Raw genomic sequence first — 17,824 nt, 5'->3', positions numbered from 1 at the left:
CGCTTCAGCTGCGTCCTCGACCAAAGCGATGCCCTCGTTTTGGCAAATTTCGCAAATTTCTTTCATCTTTGAAGCTTGTCCATAAAGATGAGTGACGACCAGCGCTTTTGGCTTTTTAGGTAAATTTGATATCGCTTTTTTAAGTAGCTCTGGGCTTAAATTCCAGCTATCGTCGCTATCTATAAAAACTGGATTTGCTTTTTCATAAAGTATCGGCGAGACTGAAGCCATGAAAGTAAAGCTAGAAGCTAGCACAAGATCACCCTCTTTCACGCCAAGGACGCGAAGCGCTAGGTGAAGTGCCGCAGTTCCAGCGCATAGTGCAAGCGCATCTTTGGCGCCAGTGTAAGTTTTTATGCTCTCTTCAAATTTATTGACATACTCGCCAAGTGGCGCTATGTAGTTGCTTTCAAAAACTTTTTTTATATATTCCTGCTCTTTTCCACTCATGTTTGGTGGAGATAAAAAAACTCTATCCATTTTCATACCTTTCATGATTTTTTGGCGATTTTAGCACTTATTTTTAAATTTATATCTTAGCGCGCTCGCATGCAGGCACACCATACGCCTTTATGCCGTCCTTTATATCTCTAACGACCACGCTTCCAGCGCCTATGATGCAGTTTTTACCGATGCTTATACCTTGAATGACGCTTGAGCCAATGCCAACGTGCGTAAATTCGCCCACGCTAACGTTTCCAGCAAGGGCTGCATTTGGGCTGATGTGAGCAAATTTGCCTATCACGCACTCATGCTCTATCACCGCGCCAGAGTTTATGATAGCGCCCTCTTTTATGCGAGCTTTTGCGTTTATCACGGCATTTGGCATGACCACTACGCCTTTTTCTATCACAGCGCTTTCGCTCACTACCGCACTTTTATGGATCAAATTTACTATCTCAAAGCCAACATCCTCCACCTTTTGGCTGATCTTTTGCCTTGTTTTATTATCACCTATGGCTATTATGATGTCAGCTTTTTCAAGCTCTGGGCTAAATTTAAACTCACTAGCATCGTCTAAAAAAGCTATCTCATCATAGCCATTATCTCTAGCGATGTCAGCGATCACAAGCCCATGCCCACTCGCTCCGTAGATGTAAATTTTCTTAGTTTTTGCCATTAAATTTCTCCGTAGTCGCCTGCCCCTCTTTGCTGACGCCACTTCGTTTTAGCACCTTTTCAATGGTCTGCAAAGCGATCTTTACATCAAGCATAAAGCTTAAATTTTTAGCGTAATAGACGTCGTATTCAAATTTTTTCTCCCAGCTTATGGCGTTTCTGCCGTTTACCTGCGCTAGACCCGTGATACCAGGGCGCACGTCGTGGCGGTGCTTTTGCGTTTCGTTATAGATGGGTAGATACTCAACCAAAAGCGGCCTTGGTCCGATAAAACTCATGTCGCCTTTTAGCACGTTAAAGAGCTGTGGCAGCTCATCAAGGCTAAGAGAGCGGATAAGTTTGCCAAATTTACCAAGACGCTGCTCATCTGGCAAGAGCTCGCCATTTGCGTCACGCTCGTCGCTCATCGTCTTAAATTTATAAATTTTAAAAATTTTCTCATTTAGCCCTGGTCTAGCCTGCGTAAAAATGACATCGCGGCTTACTTTAAAATAGATAAAAATCGCCGTAGCTATGATGATGGGCGATGTTAAAATGAGCAAAAACAAAGCCCCCAAAATGTCAATCGCCCTTTTTAAAAAATTTCTATACATCTATAAATTTCCTATAAATTTCTATATATCTTTTTGCGATTTGCTTCTCGTCAAACTCGCTAACCGCCCAGTCTCTGCCATTTTGCCCAAGTCTAGCGCAAAGCTCCTCATCATCAAGCAAAATTTTGATCTTTTCTGCTAAGTCATTTGCGTCTTTTACCTTGCATAAAAGTCCGTTATAGCCCTCTTTTACAGCTTCATTGCAGCCTGTAACGTCACTTGCAACGACTGCTTTAGCCATACTCATCGCCTCTAAAACCGTTCTTGGAAAACCCTCTTTATAGCTTGGCAAAGCAAGCAAATAAGAAGCCTTTAAAAGCTGCGGTATGTCGTTTCTAGCGCCGAGATATCGCACTTTGCCACCTTTTAAAAAGCTCTCGTCCGCGGTTGATTTATTACCAGCAAAGCCTTCGCCAACAAAGACAAATTCGCAGTTTTTGTAGCCATTTAAAATTTCTGCCGCCTCGTAAAATTCACGAACGCCCTTGTGCCACATAGCTCTTGCGATCATTAAAATGACCTTTTTTTCACCAAGGTCCGCTGCCTGCGTGATAGCTGGGTCAAATTTAGCAGTATCCACGCCGACACTTTTTATGCGGTACACCTTGCTTTTGTCTATCAAATTTCTTGAGATCAGATAGTCTGGATCTGCGTCATTTACGAAGATGCAAGCATCAGCCTTTGCAAAAGAGAGCTTATAAAGGCTCTCCATGACAAAACGCACGGCCTTTGTCTTAAGATCATCATCGATATAAAAGCTGCCAAGGCCTTCAACCAAATTTATCACGTGCTTTATGCCAGCATTTTTAGCGGCAAATGTGCCAAAGACATTTGACTTGTGAGCGCCAGTTTGCAGCAGGTCTAAATTTAGCTCGCTTAAAATTTGAGATAGTTTTTTTGAGTTATTTATCACGGTTAGTGGATTTAGGCTAGCCTTGTCAAGCTCGTAGGTAACGGCGTGAAAGCTTTTAGCAAGCTCATTAGTGAAATTTCCTTTTGGAGCGATAGCAAAAACTTCATGCCCCATATCTTTTAAAGCCTGCATAATAGGGCGTCTAAAAAAGTGTATGCTCATATCAGCGTGGCTTAAAAATCCTATCCTTGCCATATCTACCTCTTTAGCCTATAAACTTTTGCCGCCCCGTCAAGTATGACTGGCTCAAAGACCTTTGGATCGTATCTTTCAAGCACGAAAAGCTGGATGTAGGCGCTATTTAAAATGCTCTCATCAAGGATGATAAATCTGCCATAATCCCTCATAAAAATGACAGAAATGTTTGAACTTTCATTATTTTTATACTCTTTTACATTTAGCTTGCCAGCCTCGTTGTAGTCGGTCTCTATGAAAGATCTTAGTGGTAAGACTTTGCCATCATAGATCAAATTTGTGACATCACTTGTTAGAGTAAATCCACCACTTAGCCTAATGCCCTTTTCGCTTTGTGAGATCGCTCTTGTGGTTATGAAAAGTCCGTTGTTTAAATTTTTGCCACTTTTTAGATCGATCTTGCTAAACTGCAAAATGGTCGGGAAGATGCTAAGCATCCTATCTGGCAGGTAATAATATATCTCTCTGCTCTTTGCTGGCAGGCTAAAATTTGCCTCTTTTATCTCACTAAAAAACTGATCAACGCTTAAATTTCTATCTTTTAAAATTTGAGCCAAGTTACCATTAAAGTGCTCTTTGAAATTTCGCTCAGTGTATTCTACATCGAGCCTTGCCATATTTGCCGAGCTCATCTCATCGCTCCCGAGCGCAAAACTCACGGCAAAATTTTCACGTCCAAGGTGCTTTCCGCCGTCAATTAGCGTTTTAACATCGCTGTAATATCTAATCGGATATCCATAGTCCCACCACGCAAGCACGTAGTCTTCGCGTCCTGCGATGCTTTTTAGCTTATTTAAAATTTCAACCTCTTTATTTACAAAGACTGGCTCAGCCTTGTAGCCATAGATGTGAATGAGCGCTGGAGTAAGCACAAGAGCTGCTATGAACGCTCTTATGAGATTTAAAACAGTCCCTTTTAGCTTTAAATTTGCAAGTACGAACTCCACTAAGTAGCCAAAGCCAAGCGCCATGATAGGCACGGCATAAATGGTAAATCTAAGGCCGCTTTTAAAGGCCAAAAAGCCAAGTGCGAGCATGCCAAGCGAGACGGCAAATGAGCGGTGTTTAAAGCAAAAAAGAGCAACGCCTGCAAGCGAGATCAAAAATGTGATGACATTTGCGCTGATCCTCTCGCAAAATAGCGTAAAATCAACGACGCTTGACTCTTGGATAGTTTGATTGACATTAAAAAAGTGAAAGCTCATGCCACCAACTTCAGGCGCATCTCTAAAGACGTAAAATTTAAGTTGAAAGATTATAGGATTTAGCCCGCCACGGACAACAAAAACGACAAAGATAACCGCCAAAATGCCAATAGCAATTTTTAAATTTATCATCTCTTTTTTAAATAGGCAAAGTGCGTAAATAGCGATGACAGCGATAAATTTAAGCGTTAGATCAAGGTTTGAGATAGCAAGTAAAAGCAGCGAAATTTCAAGGTAAAAAAGTGGATTTTTCCTATCAAAAATGAGCGTATAAAGTAAAAATAGCCCAGTTAAAATGCTAATAAGCGAAAAGGCACTCATATACCACCACATATAGATAAGCACGCTTAAAGGTGCTATTATCAGGCTCTTTGCGTCCTTTTTCTCAAGCACTCTAACAAGCCCCCAAACGACAAAAACGCTAAGTGGGATGATGAGCATGTCAGTGTCGTAATATCCTGCCATAGTGCGGTTGTAGTAGCTATTTGCGATCACTGCAAGAAGTGCAGCGATGAAGCCAGCCATTTTTGCTTTGTATTCATTTGCGATCAAGATAACAGGCACAGCCACAAGCGACGAGAAAAAGACGCTCATATAAATCATCGCCGTCTCAAGCTTGACGCCTAGAAATTTCACGATCCAGTAAGTAAGCGTCGAAAGCGGATAGCCGTAGTAGCTAAGGTCGTTTTCTTGGTGAAAGCCAGCTAGCATGTCCCTTGCCCCCTCGGCAAATGCGTAGCCATCGTTTGTGCTGATCATCAGCTCGTTGTTCCAGAAAAATACCGGATACTCGCTCGCCCAAAAGACCCAGTAAAGCCTGCAAACCATGCCAAAGATGACTGCGGCAAATATCATAAGGTATAAAGAGTAATTTTTAAAAAACAAATTTCTATTCATTAGGATTTTCCAAAAAATTTATAAGCTCGCTCGCTATATTTTCACTATCAAAAAATTTAGCCCGATTATACGCAACATTTTCAAAATTTTGCCTTATCTTTGGCTCGTTAAGCACTTTTATCATCGCCTCTTTCATCGCATTTTCGTCATCAACAGGTACTAAAATGCCAAACTCACTATCGCCCAAAAGCTCCTTTGCGCCGCTCTTATGTTCGGTTGAGATGATAGTTTTTTCGCATGCTAGCGCTTCAAGCAAGACATTTGAAAAGCCCTCAAAACGCGAAGCACAAAGCAAGCAAGAGGCGTTTTTTATATGCCTAAAAGGGTTTTTATCAGTGCCAAGAAGCTTTACTCGATCACCCACGCCAAATTTGTCTATCAAATTTTGCAGCTCATCTTTTAAAGGCCCTTTGCCAAGGATGCCAAGCGTGGCGCGAGGGTCGCTAATCGAAGCGATTATTTTTATTAGCATGGCTTGATTTTTACCGCTATCAAGGCGGCCTATGTTTATGAAAAATGGCTTAAAGCCATCCTCTAGTGGCTCATCTTTTAGCAAATTTATAGTTTTTAGATCAAGGGCGTTATAAAGCACCTTTGTTTTTGCCTCGCTCATGCCAAAATTTCGCACCAGATCCTCTTTATTGCCAGCTGCATTTGCGAGGATTAGATCAGCTTTTTTATAAAGATGAGTGAGTAAAAATTTATTAACTCTGCCGCTTAGATCGTCTTTATATAGGATCGACGGACAGCTTCGCTCGCTGATAACCAGCCTAGCCTTTAGCCCTAAAATCCTAGCAACTCCAGCGATGTAGCATGGGCGGTTCATCAGCACAAACTGCGTGTCGATGCCTAAGTTTTGACAGAGCTTTTTATATTTAAAGGCAAGCATTGGCATCGCTAAAAAGAGCCTTGCAAGCTTCTTTAGCCCGCTCTCGTAAGGATCGCTATTTTCTATAAAGTGGATTTTCACCTCGCTTGGGATCTCATAGGCTATGACCTTGCTCATTAAGATGAGATGAACTTCATAGCGTTTTACCAAAAATGGCAGTAAATTTGCCACATTTCGCTCAGCCCCGCCAGGCCCCATCGAGTATAAAAAAACGGCTAATTTTTTCACTTGCTAACAACCTTTTTTATAAATTCTCGCCACTGCTTGATGATATTTTCTTTGCTAAATAAATTTGCGCTTTCTCTGGCGTTTTTTGCTAGTTTTTGCCTTAAATTTTCATCTTTTAAAAGCATCTCAAGCTTCTCTTTTAGATCATTTGCGTCGCCATTTTTAAAGATAAGTCCGTCTATGCCGTCATTTATAAGCTCTCTTGCCCCCACGGTGTCGCTACTTAGCCTAGCGCAGCCAAATGCGCCTGATTCGATTAACACGTTTGAAAGCCCCTCACTTCTTGAGCAAAGAGTGAAAATTTTTGCCTCGCTATAAAGCTTACTAACATCACTCATGTGACCTAGAAATTTGACGCTAAGCCCTAAATTTAACGCCATTTGCTTTAACTCACTCTCTTGCCTGCCACTGCCTGCGATCTTTATCTCCCAGCCATCAAGCAAGCTCTTATCTACCTTACTAAGCGCCTCAAAATAGACATCATAGCCCTTTACCGTCTCCAGCCTTGCCACGCTTAAGATGACGTTTTGCTTCTCGCAAATTTCAGGCACGTCGATAAAAAGTGGATTATGTATGACCTCGCGATTTTTGGCAAATTTATAGTAGTCGTAGTCGCTTTTACTTAGCACGCTTAAACCATCTACAAATTTATACGAAAAGTCACGCATAGCGCTTGCGATTTTGCTTTTTAAGTAGCTATGCTCGTGGTGCTCGGTTGCTATTAGTTTGCTCTTTAACCCCAAATTTGCCAGCACGCAAGCGACGTTTGTCCAGTCGATAAAGCTAATTATCAGATCAGCCCTTTGCTCCTTAAAAAGCGCTCTAAGAGCCAAAATTTTCTTAAATTTCAAAGCCAACCCAGAGCCACTCACATTAAGGTTTATGATCTTTATCTTTTCACTAAATTTATAAAGTCCAAGATCCTCTTCAAGCAGGGCGATAGTGATTTCATTGTCTTTGCAAAGCTCATTTGCAAGCACGTTTAGCACGCGCTCAGCCCCACCGTTTCTAAGTGCGGCGATGACAAAAAGGATTTTCACTTCACACCTCCAAGCCTTAAAAGCTCCAGCCATTTTTTATAAATTTGCTCCACGCTAAACTCATCAAGTCTAGCTCTTGCGTTTTTAGCAAATTCGCCCATTTTAGCCTCATTTTGCAGCAAATTTGCAAGCTTTTCGCTCATCTGATCAGCGTCATTTATCTCGCAAAGCAAGCCATCAAAGCCATCTTTTATAAGCTCTTTTGCCCCGCTAGTCCTTGTCGCAACCCGCACGCAGTCATAGTTTATCGCCTCTATCAAGGTGTTTCCAAGACCCTCGAAATTTGAGCAAGAGAGCAGCACCTTTGCCCTTTTATAAAGCGAAGCGATGTCGCTAACATTGCCTAAAAACTGGATATCAGCGCCCAAGCTTTTAGCTAAATTTTCTAAATTTACCCTCTCGCCGCCATCTCCAGCCACGGCAAATTTATAGCCGCTTTGCTTTAAGCTTGCAGCTACTCTTACAAACATTTCGCAGTTTTTTATCTTATTTAGCCTGCCAACAAAGATGACTAAATTTTCTTTATCAAAGCTCTCACTGCGTATCTCTTCAAAAAGTGGGTTGTAAATTTTCATCACATTTTTGCAAAATTTCGAGTAGTAGCCAAGATCCTCGTCGCTTAAGACACTAAGTGCGTTTGCAAATGGATAGCTAAGGCGTCTTAGCAACTTAAAAATGGCTCTTTTTGGCGCAAGATAGTTTGTGTGTTCGCTTATGATTACAGGTGTTTTTAGACCCGCTGAGCTAAAGATCACCAAGGTATTTACGGCGTCTAAAAATGATATCACAGCATCAAATTTGCCCTCTCTTATGAGCGCTCTTAAAGCAAGCACCTTTGAAACTCTCTTTTTTAAATTTCCAACCAAGCCAAGCTCATCAGCCCCAACGCCCAAATTTATGAGCTTTACGCCACTTGCTAGCTCGTAAAATGGCTCGTCTTTATCAAATTTAACAAGGCTTACCTCGTGATCCATGCTAAACCTTGATGCGATCACCGCGCAAACTCGCTCCGCACCGCCACTTCTAAGCGTTGATGTGACAAATAAAACCTTCATATGCCAAACCTTTGTTTTATCTTCACTCTAAGCTTTGAAAGTGCCGGTAAAATGCCACTTGGAAGTGGGCTAAGTAGCAAAAATATAAGCGCCTCTTTACTAAATTTAATACTAAGGCTTTTAAAAATGCAACTTAGCATCAGGCCATATTCGCCTGCTATTTTGGCGTAATAAGCGGCATTTTTATACTGGATAGCTAGAAATTTTGGCTCATTTTTTATAGCGATGTCGTAGTGCATATTTGCTGTTTTGATGTAGGCGTTTGCGACGTTTAAAGCGTGTTTGCTGGCATTTAGCGTCGCACTATCGCTTCTTGCGATGCGGTAGATATAAAGTGGCTTTTTAAGATAGAAGACATTTTTTTCAAAAAAGCGGATATAAAGCTCATTTTCGCCACCAAAACTGCTCTCGTCAAACCTAAAACCATCTATAAATTCACGTGAAAAAAGCTTAAAATACTCACCATTTATCCGCCCGCAGTGATAATCAACCTTACTCATTGCCCCACTCTTGTTATATGGGCTTCTACCAGCTATCATCTCGGTCATCACGCCATCTTTTTCGCAGATCGCGTCTGCAAAAACGCACGAATACTCGCCACTTTTTAAAATTTCATAACACTCTTTTATAGCATCTGGCAAAAGCTCATCGTCATCGTCAAGCAAGCAGACAAACTCGCCTGTTGCGTTATCAAAGCCGTTATTTTTATTGCCATTTGGACTCTTTTTGTGAGCGCTGTTTTTTACAAATTTGATCCTAGCGTCGTTAAAACTCTTACAAATTTCTCTCGCACTCTCGTCATCGCCGTCATCTGTTACAACTATTTCTAAGTTTTTATAGCTTTGAGCTAGAGCGCTTTTTATGGCCTTTTGTAAAAGCTCTGGACGCTTATAAGTCGCGGTTACTATGCTTATTAATGGCTCGCTCATTTAGCCCCTTTTAAAAATTCTCTCATAGCCTTGAAGTTTTTCAAGCCGTGAGCAAAGTATAAATTTAATTGTTTTTATGTAGGCCTTTAAATTTGCGCTGTAACCTCTCTCAAGGCGCTCGCCCTCGATGTTTGAGCCACTAAGATCAGTTGGATGCGAAAAAAGGTCGCAAAAATACATCTGCATGCCATTAACGCCTAGTAAATAGTCCCAAACGTCAGTCGTGCAAAGCGCATTTTTGTGAATTTCAAGCAAATTTTTAGCGCTTTTTTTAGTTAGCACATAGGCCCCTGCTCTATAAATGCTTGAAAATGAGTGCTTTGAGACCTGCCAAAGAGGCTTACTTAGGCTAGCATCCACCTTTTTGCCAAAGGCGCTAAACCTGCCCTCCAGCCCATCTTGCATGCCACATATCAGCACGCTGTTTTCAGGCATCTTGCTAGCTGCTAAAAAGGCCTCTTTTATGGCATGATCACCCCCTATCACGTCATCTTCAAAGATGAGGGCAAATTTCGCATCACTTGCCAAAAATGCCTCGTAAGCTTTGACGTGCGAGAGCGAGCAGCCAACCTCTGCTGGGCTTAGAACCTTGCCGTAAGCTTTAAATGATGGCGAAATGATCTTGTAGTACTCCCTCGCGTTTAGCTCCCTGCCATCAACTGCGTCTATTAGATTAAAGCTATCATAAGAGCTAAATTTTTGCTGCAAAAGCTCGCGCCTTTTAGTGTCTTTTGCCAAAGAGATCAGATAAATTTCATTCATTTAAGACCTTTTAAATTTTTTTAAAATTTTACGCCAAACTATGCCTCGCTCGAAGGCATTAAAAAACAAAAAATATCCCAAAACATAAGCTGCGCCAGCGTATATCGCAGCAAAGATAGCAAATTTTAGCCAGTTATCTAAGCTCACAAAGTCCTTGCAGGCAAACATCGCAAGCACGCAGAGCGCAAAAACGGCTAAATTTTTAAAATAAACCCCGTAAAACGTGGTGAGCCTCACCTCTAAATTTAAGGCGGCATTTATAAGGTCAAAGCCAAGAATTCTTATGCTATAAAAAATGGCTGCGACGATGACGATGCCATAAACGCCGTAACCACTAAATTTAAGCAGTGCGATCTGCGCTATGATCGTGCTAACGCCAAGGATAGTGTTGGCAATGGCTGGTCGACGAAGCTTGTTTGTCGCGCTATCAAGGTTAAAAAGCGAAAAAACAAAGCTTATAAAGACGATCGGCACTAGCGTGATCATCGAGACATTGTAGATAAATTTAACCTCATCTGCGCTTTTAAAAGGTAGCCAAAGCGTGTAGAAATCCAGCCCAAAAACGACGAAAAATGCAGCTGGAGCACTCATCACAAAGGCGATCACCTTCATCGAAAATTTAGCCTCTTTTATGAGGTCCGTGATCAAATTTTTAGAGTAAAGCTCGACAAATTTTGGCGCAAAGATACCGCTAAGCTGCGCTACAAAGCTCTCAAGTATGATAGGGGCAGCCTTGGCGACTGAAAGAAGACCAGTGGCGTTTGCACTTACGAAAATGTTGCAGATAAAAAGGTCCATGCCTGTTAAAAGTATGCGGTTTAGCGCATTAAAGCTGTTCCAAATGCCAGAGCTTAAAAGCTCTTTAATCTTAGAAAAGTCAAATTTACTAAGGCTAAATTTTAACTCTGGCGTGATGCGAGCAGACATAAAAATGGTGCTAAAAAAGACAAAAAGGCTAGCAACTAGCGCTGAAATGGCGATATATGAGATAAATGGCTTGAAAAAGTAAAAAAGTGCGACGATAAGGGCTGCTAGGATCGCGCTTGAGATGGCATTTCTGATGGAGAGCAGATAGAGCTTGTTTGTCACAAAGGCACATACCGTCAAAACGCCGTTAAATAGCCCAACGCAGAAATTTATAAAGTAAAAAACAAGGGTCATTCTCACATCAAAAAGTAAATTTTCAGGGACATTTAAAAAGCTTTGCAAATTTAGTATGAAAACAGAGCTTATCGCCACGACAACGGCACAAAAGAAGATATTTACCACAAGCACTGATGAGTAGTAGGTGTTTGCAAGGCTTAGATCTTTTTTGTGCCACGCATGAGCGACAAAGCGGCCACTCACTGAGTTTATAGCCACGCTCACGACTGCGGCGTAGCTAACGATGGCGTTGCTAAGGCCTACAAAGCCAAATGCCTCGTTGCCAAGGCTCTTTAAGATAAATGGCGTAAGAAAGAAATTTATGCCCATTGATACGACAAAAACGACGATAGAGCTTATTAGATTGATTAGCATTAGACTTTTAACCTGTAAATTTTTACACCACTTGAGATGATAAATGGCTCAAAGTATCGCTCATCGGCTCGCTCAAATATAAAAAGCTGCACAAGAGCTGAATTTAAGGCATTTTCATCAACTAAAACCACGCGAGCGTAGTCCTCTAAAAATAAAACAGAAATTTTTGCCTTTTCATCGATAGTTTTTTCATCTATTTGTAGCCCTTTACCAGAGCCTTTTATCTTATAAAAGGACTTTACAGCCACTTTCTCGCCGTTTTGTGTGATAAATTTTGGCTCTTTTAGCGGCAAGATATAGCCATTTCCAAGATCTATGCCAGCCTCGCTAACGCTACTTATAGGGCTAACGTAGTAAAAAAACTCCTCTTTTGGCCTCTCGCCGCTCATAACGTCGATGTAGCTATATCTAAAGACATTTGGGGCGATATCTATCATATCTGGCAAAAGATAGTAAAAAACCTCTTTTTTTGCCATTGGCAAAGTGAAATTTGCGTTTTCAAGCTGGTTTAAAAAGAGGTTTAGATCGCTTGTATTGTGATCTTTTAAAATTTCTTCTAGCACTCTACTCTTTTTCTCAAACGAGATGTCATTGTACTCACTCACTACTCTAGCTAGCTTGGCTGAGGTTGCCTCATCTTTTCTTAAAGCAAGGCTAACAAAATAGCCGTTCTCGCCACCTTGCCTGCCAGGATCATTTAGCGTCTTAACATCGGCAAAGTATCTTACCGCATATCCATAATCCCACCACGAAAGCACGTAGTCATCGCGCTTAGCAGTCTTTTTTAACTGATCAAGTGCTGTTGCCTTATCGTGCGTGATCAAAGTATGAGGTCTATAAGAGTAGGCGATATCTAAATTTGGAGCAAGCGCAGCAGCCGCAAAGATAAAAAAGGATAAATTTTTAAGAGAATTTCTAAGATCAAATAAATTTAAAAAAAAGTGCAAGAAATATCCAAAACCAAGCGCAACAAGCGGCGTTATATACATAGCAAATCTAACTCCGCCAAATAGCGATAAAGCGCCAAGTCCAAGCAGTGGCAAGCTAAGTAAAAATGGGCGAAATTTAAAACAAAGCGCCAAATATCCAACTGCTGCAGTTAGCAAAATAAGGATGTTTCCAGCCATGAAATAGACAAAATATAAAGGGCTAGCGCTTTTTACCTCGTCAATTAGCGTGTATTCGCTTATAAAGTGAAATTTACTTGCAACCTCTGAGCTGCTTTTTAAAACGTAACTGCCAATCTTTGAGACAATAAAATCAAAACCACCAAAATAGATAAAAATAGCCAGCATAATAGCTAGAAAAATGCTTAAAATTTTGGGTGAAAGCAGTTTTTTATATCTGCAAAAAATGGCGTAAAATGAAGCAATGACCGCTAAATTTAAAATCAAAATTTTATTTGCAATGAGTGGATCTTTTGAAAAAATATTAAAACTAACGATGCTTATAAACATAAAAAATATCGCTTGGTAGTTTTCTATCCTGCTTCGCATAAAAGCAAGTGTGTAGATAAAAAAGATAAAAATGATGCTTAAAATAAGAGCATAAGAGCTTTGATACCACCAAAGATAAAGCGATACAAAAAGCCCCGGTAAAACGATAAATTTTTGTTCATTTGCATTTAAAAGTCTGATCAAAAGATAGATGATGAAAAGCGCAAACGTAACATTTAGCATATCGCTATCAAAGTAACCAAGCGACGTTCTTACAAGATAGCCTGGCAAGATAACGCTCATAAATGCCGCCACAGCCCCAGCTTTTAGAGCTTTAAATTCATTTGATATCAAGATAACTGGAAGCGCTATAAGCGGTGCTAAAAGCGCACTCATATAAAACATCACGCTTTCGATCTTGAAAGGTAAAATTTTACAAATATAAAAAACTATTGTTGAGATTGGGTGATTAAAGGGGCTAAAGTCATTTTGCTGATGAAAGCCAGCAAGCATATCTCTAGCGCCCTCTGCGTAATAGTATGCGTCATTTGTCGTAAGCATAAATTCGCCATTAAAGTAAAACTCTGGCATATCCTTTGCCCACAATACCCAAAGCATCCTAGCTGCAAATCCAAACAGATAAGCAGCCAGAAAAATAAGTAAAATTTTACAATTTACGCTTACTTTGTGCACTAAATTCCCTACAGCCTAGCGTCAGCCTCTGGGTAGATATTTTTTATATCATAAACCAAGTGGCCTTTTAGGTTGAGCTTTTTAAATTCATTGTGAGCTACGGCGATCACGATGCAGTCGTAGTCGTCTAGGTTATACTCTTTTACTAGATCAAAGCCGTACTCGTGTTTTACCTCAGCGCTATCAGCCCAAGGATCGGTCACATCGACCTTGCAGCCAAAGTCTTTTAGCTCATCGACCACGTCTATAACGCGAGAGTTTCTTATATCTGGGCAGTTTTCTTTAAATGTCATACCAAGAACAAGCACACGCGCTTTGTTGATAAGCACACCTTTTCTTATCATTAGTTTTATCACTTGATCGGCTGCGTATCTGCCCATATCATCGTTGATGCGGCGACCTGCTAGGATCATTTCAGGGTTGTAGCCTACCTCTTGAGCTTTGTGAGTTAGGTAGTATGGATCTACGCCGATGCAGTGACCGCCGACTAGACCTGGGCGGAAATTTAAGAAATTCCACTTCGTGCCCGCAGCCTCAAGCACGTCGATAGTGTTGATGTGAAGCTTTTCAAAGAGCATCGCAAGCTCGTTTATAAAGGCGATGTTGATGTCGCGCTGAGTGTTTTCGATGACCTTTGCAGCCTCTGCTACTTTGATGCTTGAAGCTTTGTGAGTGCCAGCTGTGATGATAGAACGATAAATTTCATCGACCTTGTCAGCGATCTCTGGGGTTGAGCCACTTGTTATCTTTTTGATCTTTGTAACAGTGTGCTCTTTATCGCCTGGGTTTATGCGCTCTGGAGAGTAGCCGCAGAAGAAGTCTTTATTAAATTTAAGCCCGCTCTCTTCAAGAAGCGGCACGCAAATTTCTTCTGTAACGCCTGGATAAACGGTGCTTTCATAGACAACGATGTCGCCTTTTTTAAGCACTTTTGCCACGCTCTGGGTCGCTTTTACCACTGGGGTTAGATCAGGGCGTTTATTCTTATCTATAGGAGTTGGGACAGTTACGATGAAGAAGTTGCAGCTTCTGATGTCATCTAAATTTAGGCTAAATTTCATGCCATTATCGATCGCTTTTTTCATCTGCTCGTTGCTAAGCTCAAGCGTTCTATCATAGCCACTTTTAAGCTCTTCTATACGTTTTGCATTTACGTCAAAGCCAACTACTTCGTACTTCTCACTAAAAGCTGCTGCTAGTGGAAGTCCCACATAGCCAAGTCCTACTACTGCTATTTTCATTTCTCTTTCCTTTTTAAAATTTTTGGTTTTATTGTTTCTACACGTTCATAAATTCTTATCTCTGCGCCCACACCTTGCGGAGTTACGATCCTGATGGGGCTAATGCCAGGTAAAATTTGAGCAAATTCATAATAAATTTGCCTCTTTTTATTTTTGCCGTTGCAAGGCTTAAGCGGCGCATCCTCTGCGCTAAATTCATAATAAATCCCGCTTTTATCCTCTTTTTTATCTAAATGTCCGCCCTCTAGCATAGCAAATTCACAGTCTGTTTGCATCTCTTTAAAAAATGCAACTTCATATTTAAAATAATCAACCGGCATCTTTGAGACAGGTAGCTCAAAAACCTGCTCTTGCGTCTTTGCCTCGCTTTTGCCTGCCGCTTCGCTGGCTAAGAGCGTAAAAGGCAGCAAAAAAACTATGAGAGATAAAATTTGCTTCACGCTTTGACGCCTATTTGGAAGTATTTAAAGCCATGCTCGGCTAAAGCTTTAGCGTTATACTGGTTGCGTCCATCAAATATGACAGCGTTTTTTAGCCTCTCTTTGATCTCCATAAAATCAGGCGATCTAAACTCGCTCCACTCTGTCACAAGCACCATAGCATCGGCATTATCAAGAGCGTCATATTTATTTTTAGCGTATTTCACATCTAAATTTGGCATATATTTTTTAGCTTCTTCGCTTGCTTTTGGATCGTAAGCCACCACTTTTGCGCCAGCTTCATCTAAAAGTTTTATCAAAGTTAGCGAGCTAGCCTCTCTCATATCATCGGTATTTGGTTTAAACGCAAGGCCCCAAAGCGCGATCATTTTGCCCTTTAGATCGCCGCCAAAGAAGTTATAAATTTTCTCAAATAGCACTCTTTTTTGTGCCTTATTTCTTGACTCGACCGCGTTTAAAAGCTCTGGTTCAAAGCCATTTTGTCTAGCTGTATAGATGAGCGCCTCGACATCCTTTGGAAAGCAGCTGCCGCCATATCCGCAGCCTGGATAGATAAAGCTATATCCGATCCTTGAGTCACTACCGATACCTTTTCTTACTAAATTTACATCAGCTCCCACACGCTCGCAGATATTTGCTATCTCGTTTATAAAGCTGATTTTAGTCGCCAGCATCGAATTTGCAGCGTATTTTGTCATCTCGGCTGACTTTACGTCCATGCAGATAAGCCTGTCGTGATTTTTCATAAATGGCTCATAAAGCTCTCTCATCACATTAAAGCCCCACTCACTGCTAGCTCCGATAACAACGCGGTCTGGCTTTAAAAAGTCCTCGACTGCCGCACCCTCTTTTAAAAACTCTGGGTTTGAGACTACTTCAAATTTAACCTCTACATTTCTCTTTTTAAGCTCAGCCTCGATCACCTCATGCACCTTAGCTCCAGTGCCCACTGGAACGGTTGATTTATCGACTACGATTAGTGGTTTGCTTAAATTTTCTCCGATAGATTTTGCAACTGAAAGGACATATTTTAAATCCGCCTGTCCATCAGCGCCCATAGGCGTGCCAACTGCGATAAATAGCACATCTGCATGCTCTAACGCCTCGGTTATCTGCGTGCTAAATTTAAGCGAGCCATTTTTGTAGCACTCACTCACGATATCAGCAAGCCCAGGCTCATATATCGGCACGACGCCGTTTCTTAGCGCCTCGATCTTTTTGCTATCGACATCGATGCAGATCACGCTGTTGCCCATTTTCGCAAAGCATGCACCACTTACTAGCCCAACATATCCGGTTCCAATTACTGCTATTTTCATGCTTATCCTTAAATTCTCTTTTCCCACTCAAGGGCGGTTTTTATGATGAGCGCTAGATCGTCTCTTTTTGGCTTCCAGCTTGTTAGCGAGCGCAGTTTGCTTGCGTTTGAGATGAGGATAGCTGGGTCGCCGTCTCTTCTTGGCGCATTTAGCACTTTAAAATTTACTCCGCTTACTTTTTTTGCACTCTCGATGACCTCTTTTACGCTAAATCCTCTGCCATATCCCACATTAAAAGTTTCGCTACCATTTTGACCGATATACTCCAGCGCACTTATATGAGCGTCTGCTAGGTCGCTAACGTGGATGTAGTCTCTTACGCATGTGCCATCTTTTGTCGCGTAGTCATCACCAAAGATACCCATGCTCTCACGCTTGCCAAGGGCTGTTTGCACGGCTACTTTGATAAGGTGCGTGGCGTTTGGATAGTTTTGACCGATAAGCCCCTCCTCGTCTGCGCCTGCTACGTTAAAGTAGCGCAAAATCGCAAATTTGAAATTTTCATTTGACACAGCGTAGTCTTTTATGATCTGCTCGCTCATGAGCTTGCTTCTGCCGTATGGATTTATCGGATTTGTAGGCGTTGTCTCGCTAACTTCTGCCACGTCTGGCTCGCCATAAACTGCAGCAGTTGAGCTAAATATAAATTTATTTACATTGTAAGTTTTTGCGTATCTTAGCACCCTTGCGACGTTTGCAGTGTTGTTTAGATAGTATTTTAGCGGCTCGCTCATACTCTCAAAGACCTCAATAAACGCTGCAAAATGGATGATCGCATCAAATTTGCCATTTGCAAAAATTTCGCTCAAATCATCTTCTAAATTTGCATTTATAAATTTAAAATTTCCTATCTTTTGGAGTGCCTCAAGTGCTTTTTGTGAGCCCTTGCAGAGATTATCGATGATGGTTATCTCATCTTTGCCTTGCTTTAAAAGTGCTTTTACTACGTGGCTGCCGATATATCCAGCTCCACCTGTTACTAAAATTGCCATTTTTGCTTCCTCCCCTTAATTCAACACGTCTTCTGCGTGATCTTTTTGTAATGTTAAAATACGTGGACCATCTTTCGTAATGGCTAATGTATGTTCGAATTGGCAGCTTAGTCCACCATCTAATGTATGAGCTGTCCAGCCATTGCTTTCCATTTCCGCTTTCCAAGTACCAGTATTCACCATCGGTTCAATAGTGATGACCATTCCCTCTTTCAAGCGAAGGCCTTTTCCAGGTTCTCCGTAGTGAGGAACTGCTGGGCTTTCATGAATCGTTGGTCCAATTCCGTGTCCAATAAAGTCACGAACAACCGATAACCCTTCACTCTCAACATAAGTTTGAATCGCATGACCGATGTCCCC

The 17,824-nt window shown here is 41.3% G+C and carries 16 protein-coding genes and 1 pseudogene; all 17 read right to left on the bottom strand.

Going from position 1 to position 17,824, the window contains the following annotated elements; translation table 11 throughout:
* A pseudogene (pglE, locus tag Q0296_RS04390) lies at positions 1-480 on the bottom strand (UDP-N-acetylbacillosamine transaminase); the annotation flags it as partial.
* A 49-nt stretch (positions 481-529) separates the two neighbouring features.
* Entirely contained in the window at positions 530-1,120 is a 591-nt protein-coding gene (pglD, locus tag Q0296_RS04385; RefSeq protein WP_298036996.1) for a UDP-N-acetylbacillosamine N-acetyltransferase, read from the bottom strand.
* On the bottom strand, positions 1,107-1,712 hold the full coding sequence (pglC, locus tag Q0296_RS04380; protein ID WP_103647569.1) for an undecaprenyl phosphate N,N'-diacetylbacillosamine 1-phosphate transferase: 606 nt from the start codon (positions 1,710-1,712) through the stop codon (positions 1,107-1,109). Before pglC ends, pglD begins: the two co-directional genes overlap by 14 nt.
* Positions 1,705-2,820, bottom strand: a complete 1,116-nt coding sequence (gene pglA, locus Q0296_RS04375; protein ID WP_298036989.1) for a N,N'-diacetylbacillosaminyl-diphospho-undecaprenol alpha-1,3-N-acetylgalactosaminyltransferase — start codon at positions 2,818-2,820, stop codon at positions 1,705-1,707. The genes pglC and pglA overlap by 8 nt, the downstream gene beginning before the upstream one ends.
* A gap of 2 nt (positions 2,821-2,822) precedes the next feature.
* Positions 2,823-4,922, bottom strand: a complete 2,100-nt coding sequence (locus Q0296_RS04370) for an STT3 domain-containing protein (RefSeq protein WP_298036986.1) — start codon at positions 4,920-4,922, stop codon at positions 2,823-2,825.
* Complete coding sequence (locus tag Q0296_RS04365) at positions 4,915-6,039, bottom strand: glycosyltransferase (protein WP_298036983.1); 1,125 nt, start codon at positions 6,037-6,039, stop codon at positions 4,915-4,917. The genes Q0296_RS04370 and Q0296_RS04365 overlap by 8 nt, the downstream gene beginning before the upstream one ends.
* Positions 6,036-7,079, bottom strand: coding sequence for a glycosyltransferase (locus tag Q0296_RS04360; RefSeq protein WP_298036980.1), 1,044 nt, complete (start codon positions 7,077-7,079; stop codon positions 6,036-6,038). Before Q0296_RS04360 ends, Q0296_RS04365 begins: the two co-directional genes overlap by 4 nt.
* Complete coding sequence (locus Q0296_RS04355; protein ID WP_298036977.1) at positions 7,076-8,134, bottom strand: glycosyltransferase; 1,059 nt, start codon at positions 8,132-8,134, stop codon at positions 7,076-7,078. Before Q0296_RS04355 ends, Q0296_RS04360 begins: the two co-directional genes overlap by 4 nt.
* On the bottom strand, positions 8,131-9,063 hold the full coding sequence (locus Q0296_RS04350) for a glycosyltransferase family 2 protein (protein WP_298036974.1): 933 nt from the start codon (positions 9,061-9,063) through the stop codon (positions 8,131-8,133). The genes Q0296_RS04355 and Q0296_RS04350 overlap by 4 nt, the downstream gene beginning before the upstream one ends.
* Complete coding sequence (locus Q0296_RS04345; protein WP_103573212.1) at positions 9,064-9,825, bottom strand: glycosyltransferase family 25 protein; 762 nt, start codon at positions 9,823-9,825, stop codon at positions 9,064-9,066. It lies immediately after the preceding gene.
* The gene (locus Q0296_RS04340) at positions 9,826-11,343 is read right to left on the bottom strand and encodes an MATE family efflux transporter (RefSeq protein WP_298036969.1); all 1,518 of its coding nucleotides are present in this window, start codon (positions 11,341-11,343) and stop codon (positions 9,826-9,828) included.
* Positions 11,343-13,397 (bottom strand): STT3 domain-containing protein, encoded by a 2,055-nt coding sequence (locus Q0296_RS04335; protein WP_298036966.1) that lies wholly within the window; start codon positions 13,395-13,397, stop codon positions 11,343-11,345. Before Q0296_RS04335 ends, Q0296_RS04340 begins: the two co-directional genes overlap by 1 nt.
* A gap of 83 nt (positions 13,398-13,480) precedes the next feature.
* On the bottom strand, positions 13,481-14,713 hold the full coding sequence (locus Q0296_RS04330; protein WP_103571625.1) for a nucleotide sugar dehydrogenase: 1,233 nt from the start codon (positions 14,711-14,713) through the stop codon (positions 13,481-13,483).
* The gene (locus Q0296_RS04325) at positions 14,710-15,153 is read right to left on the bottom strand and encodes an ecotin (RefSeq protein WP_298036961.1); all 444 of its coding nucleotides are present in this window, start codon (positions 15,151-15,153) and stop codon (positions 14,710-14,712) included. The genes Q0296_RS04330 and Q0296_RS04325 overlap by 4 nt, the downstream gene beginning before the upstream one ends.
* Complete coding sequence (locus Q0296_RS04320; RefSeq protein ID WP_298036959.1) at positions 15,150-16,472, bottom strand: UDP-glucose/GDP-mannose dehydrogenase family protein; 1,323 nt, start codon at positions 16,470-16,472, stop codon at positions 15,150-15,152. The genes Q0296_RS04325 and Q0296_RS04320 overlap by 4 nt, the downstream gene beginning before the upstream one ends.
* Before the next feature lie 8 nt (positions 16,473-16,480).
* The gene (gene galE / locus Q0296_RS04315; RefSeq protein WP_298036956.1) at positions 16,481-17,464 is read right to left on the bottom strand and encodes a UDP-glucose 4-epimerase GalE; all 984 of its coding nucleotides are present in this window, start codon (positions 17,462-17,464) and stop codon (positions 16,481-16,483) included.
* Positions 17,465-17,479: 15 nt separating this feature from the next.
* Positions 17,480-17,824, bottom strand: a 345-nt coding sequence (locus Q0296_RS04310; protein WP_298036954.1) for a M24 family metallopeptidase, incomplete at its 5' end; no start/stop codon positions are given.

This window comes from uncultured Campylobacter sp. (assembly GCF_937890585.1).
Taxonomy (GTDB): Bacteria; Campylobacterota; Campylobacteria; order Campylobacterales; family Campylobacteraceae; genus Campylobacter_A.
This window is presented reverse-complemented; position numbering and strand designations above follow the sequence as displayed.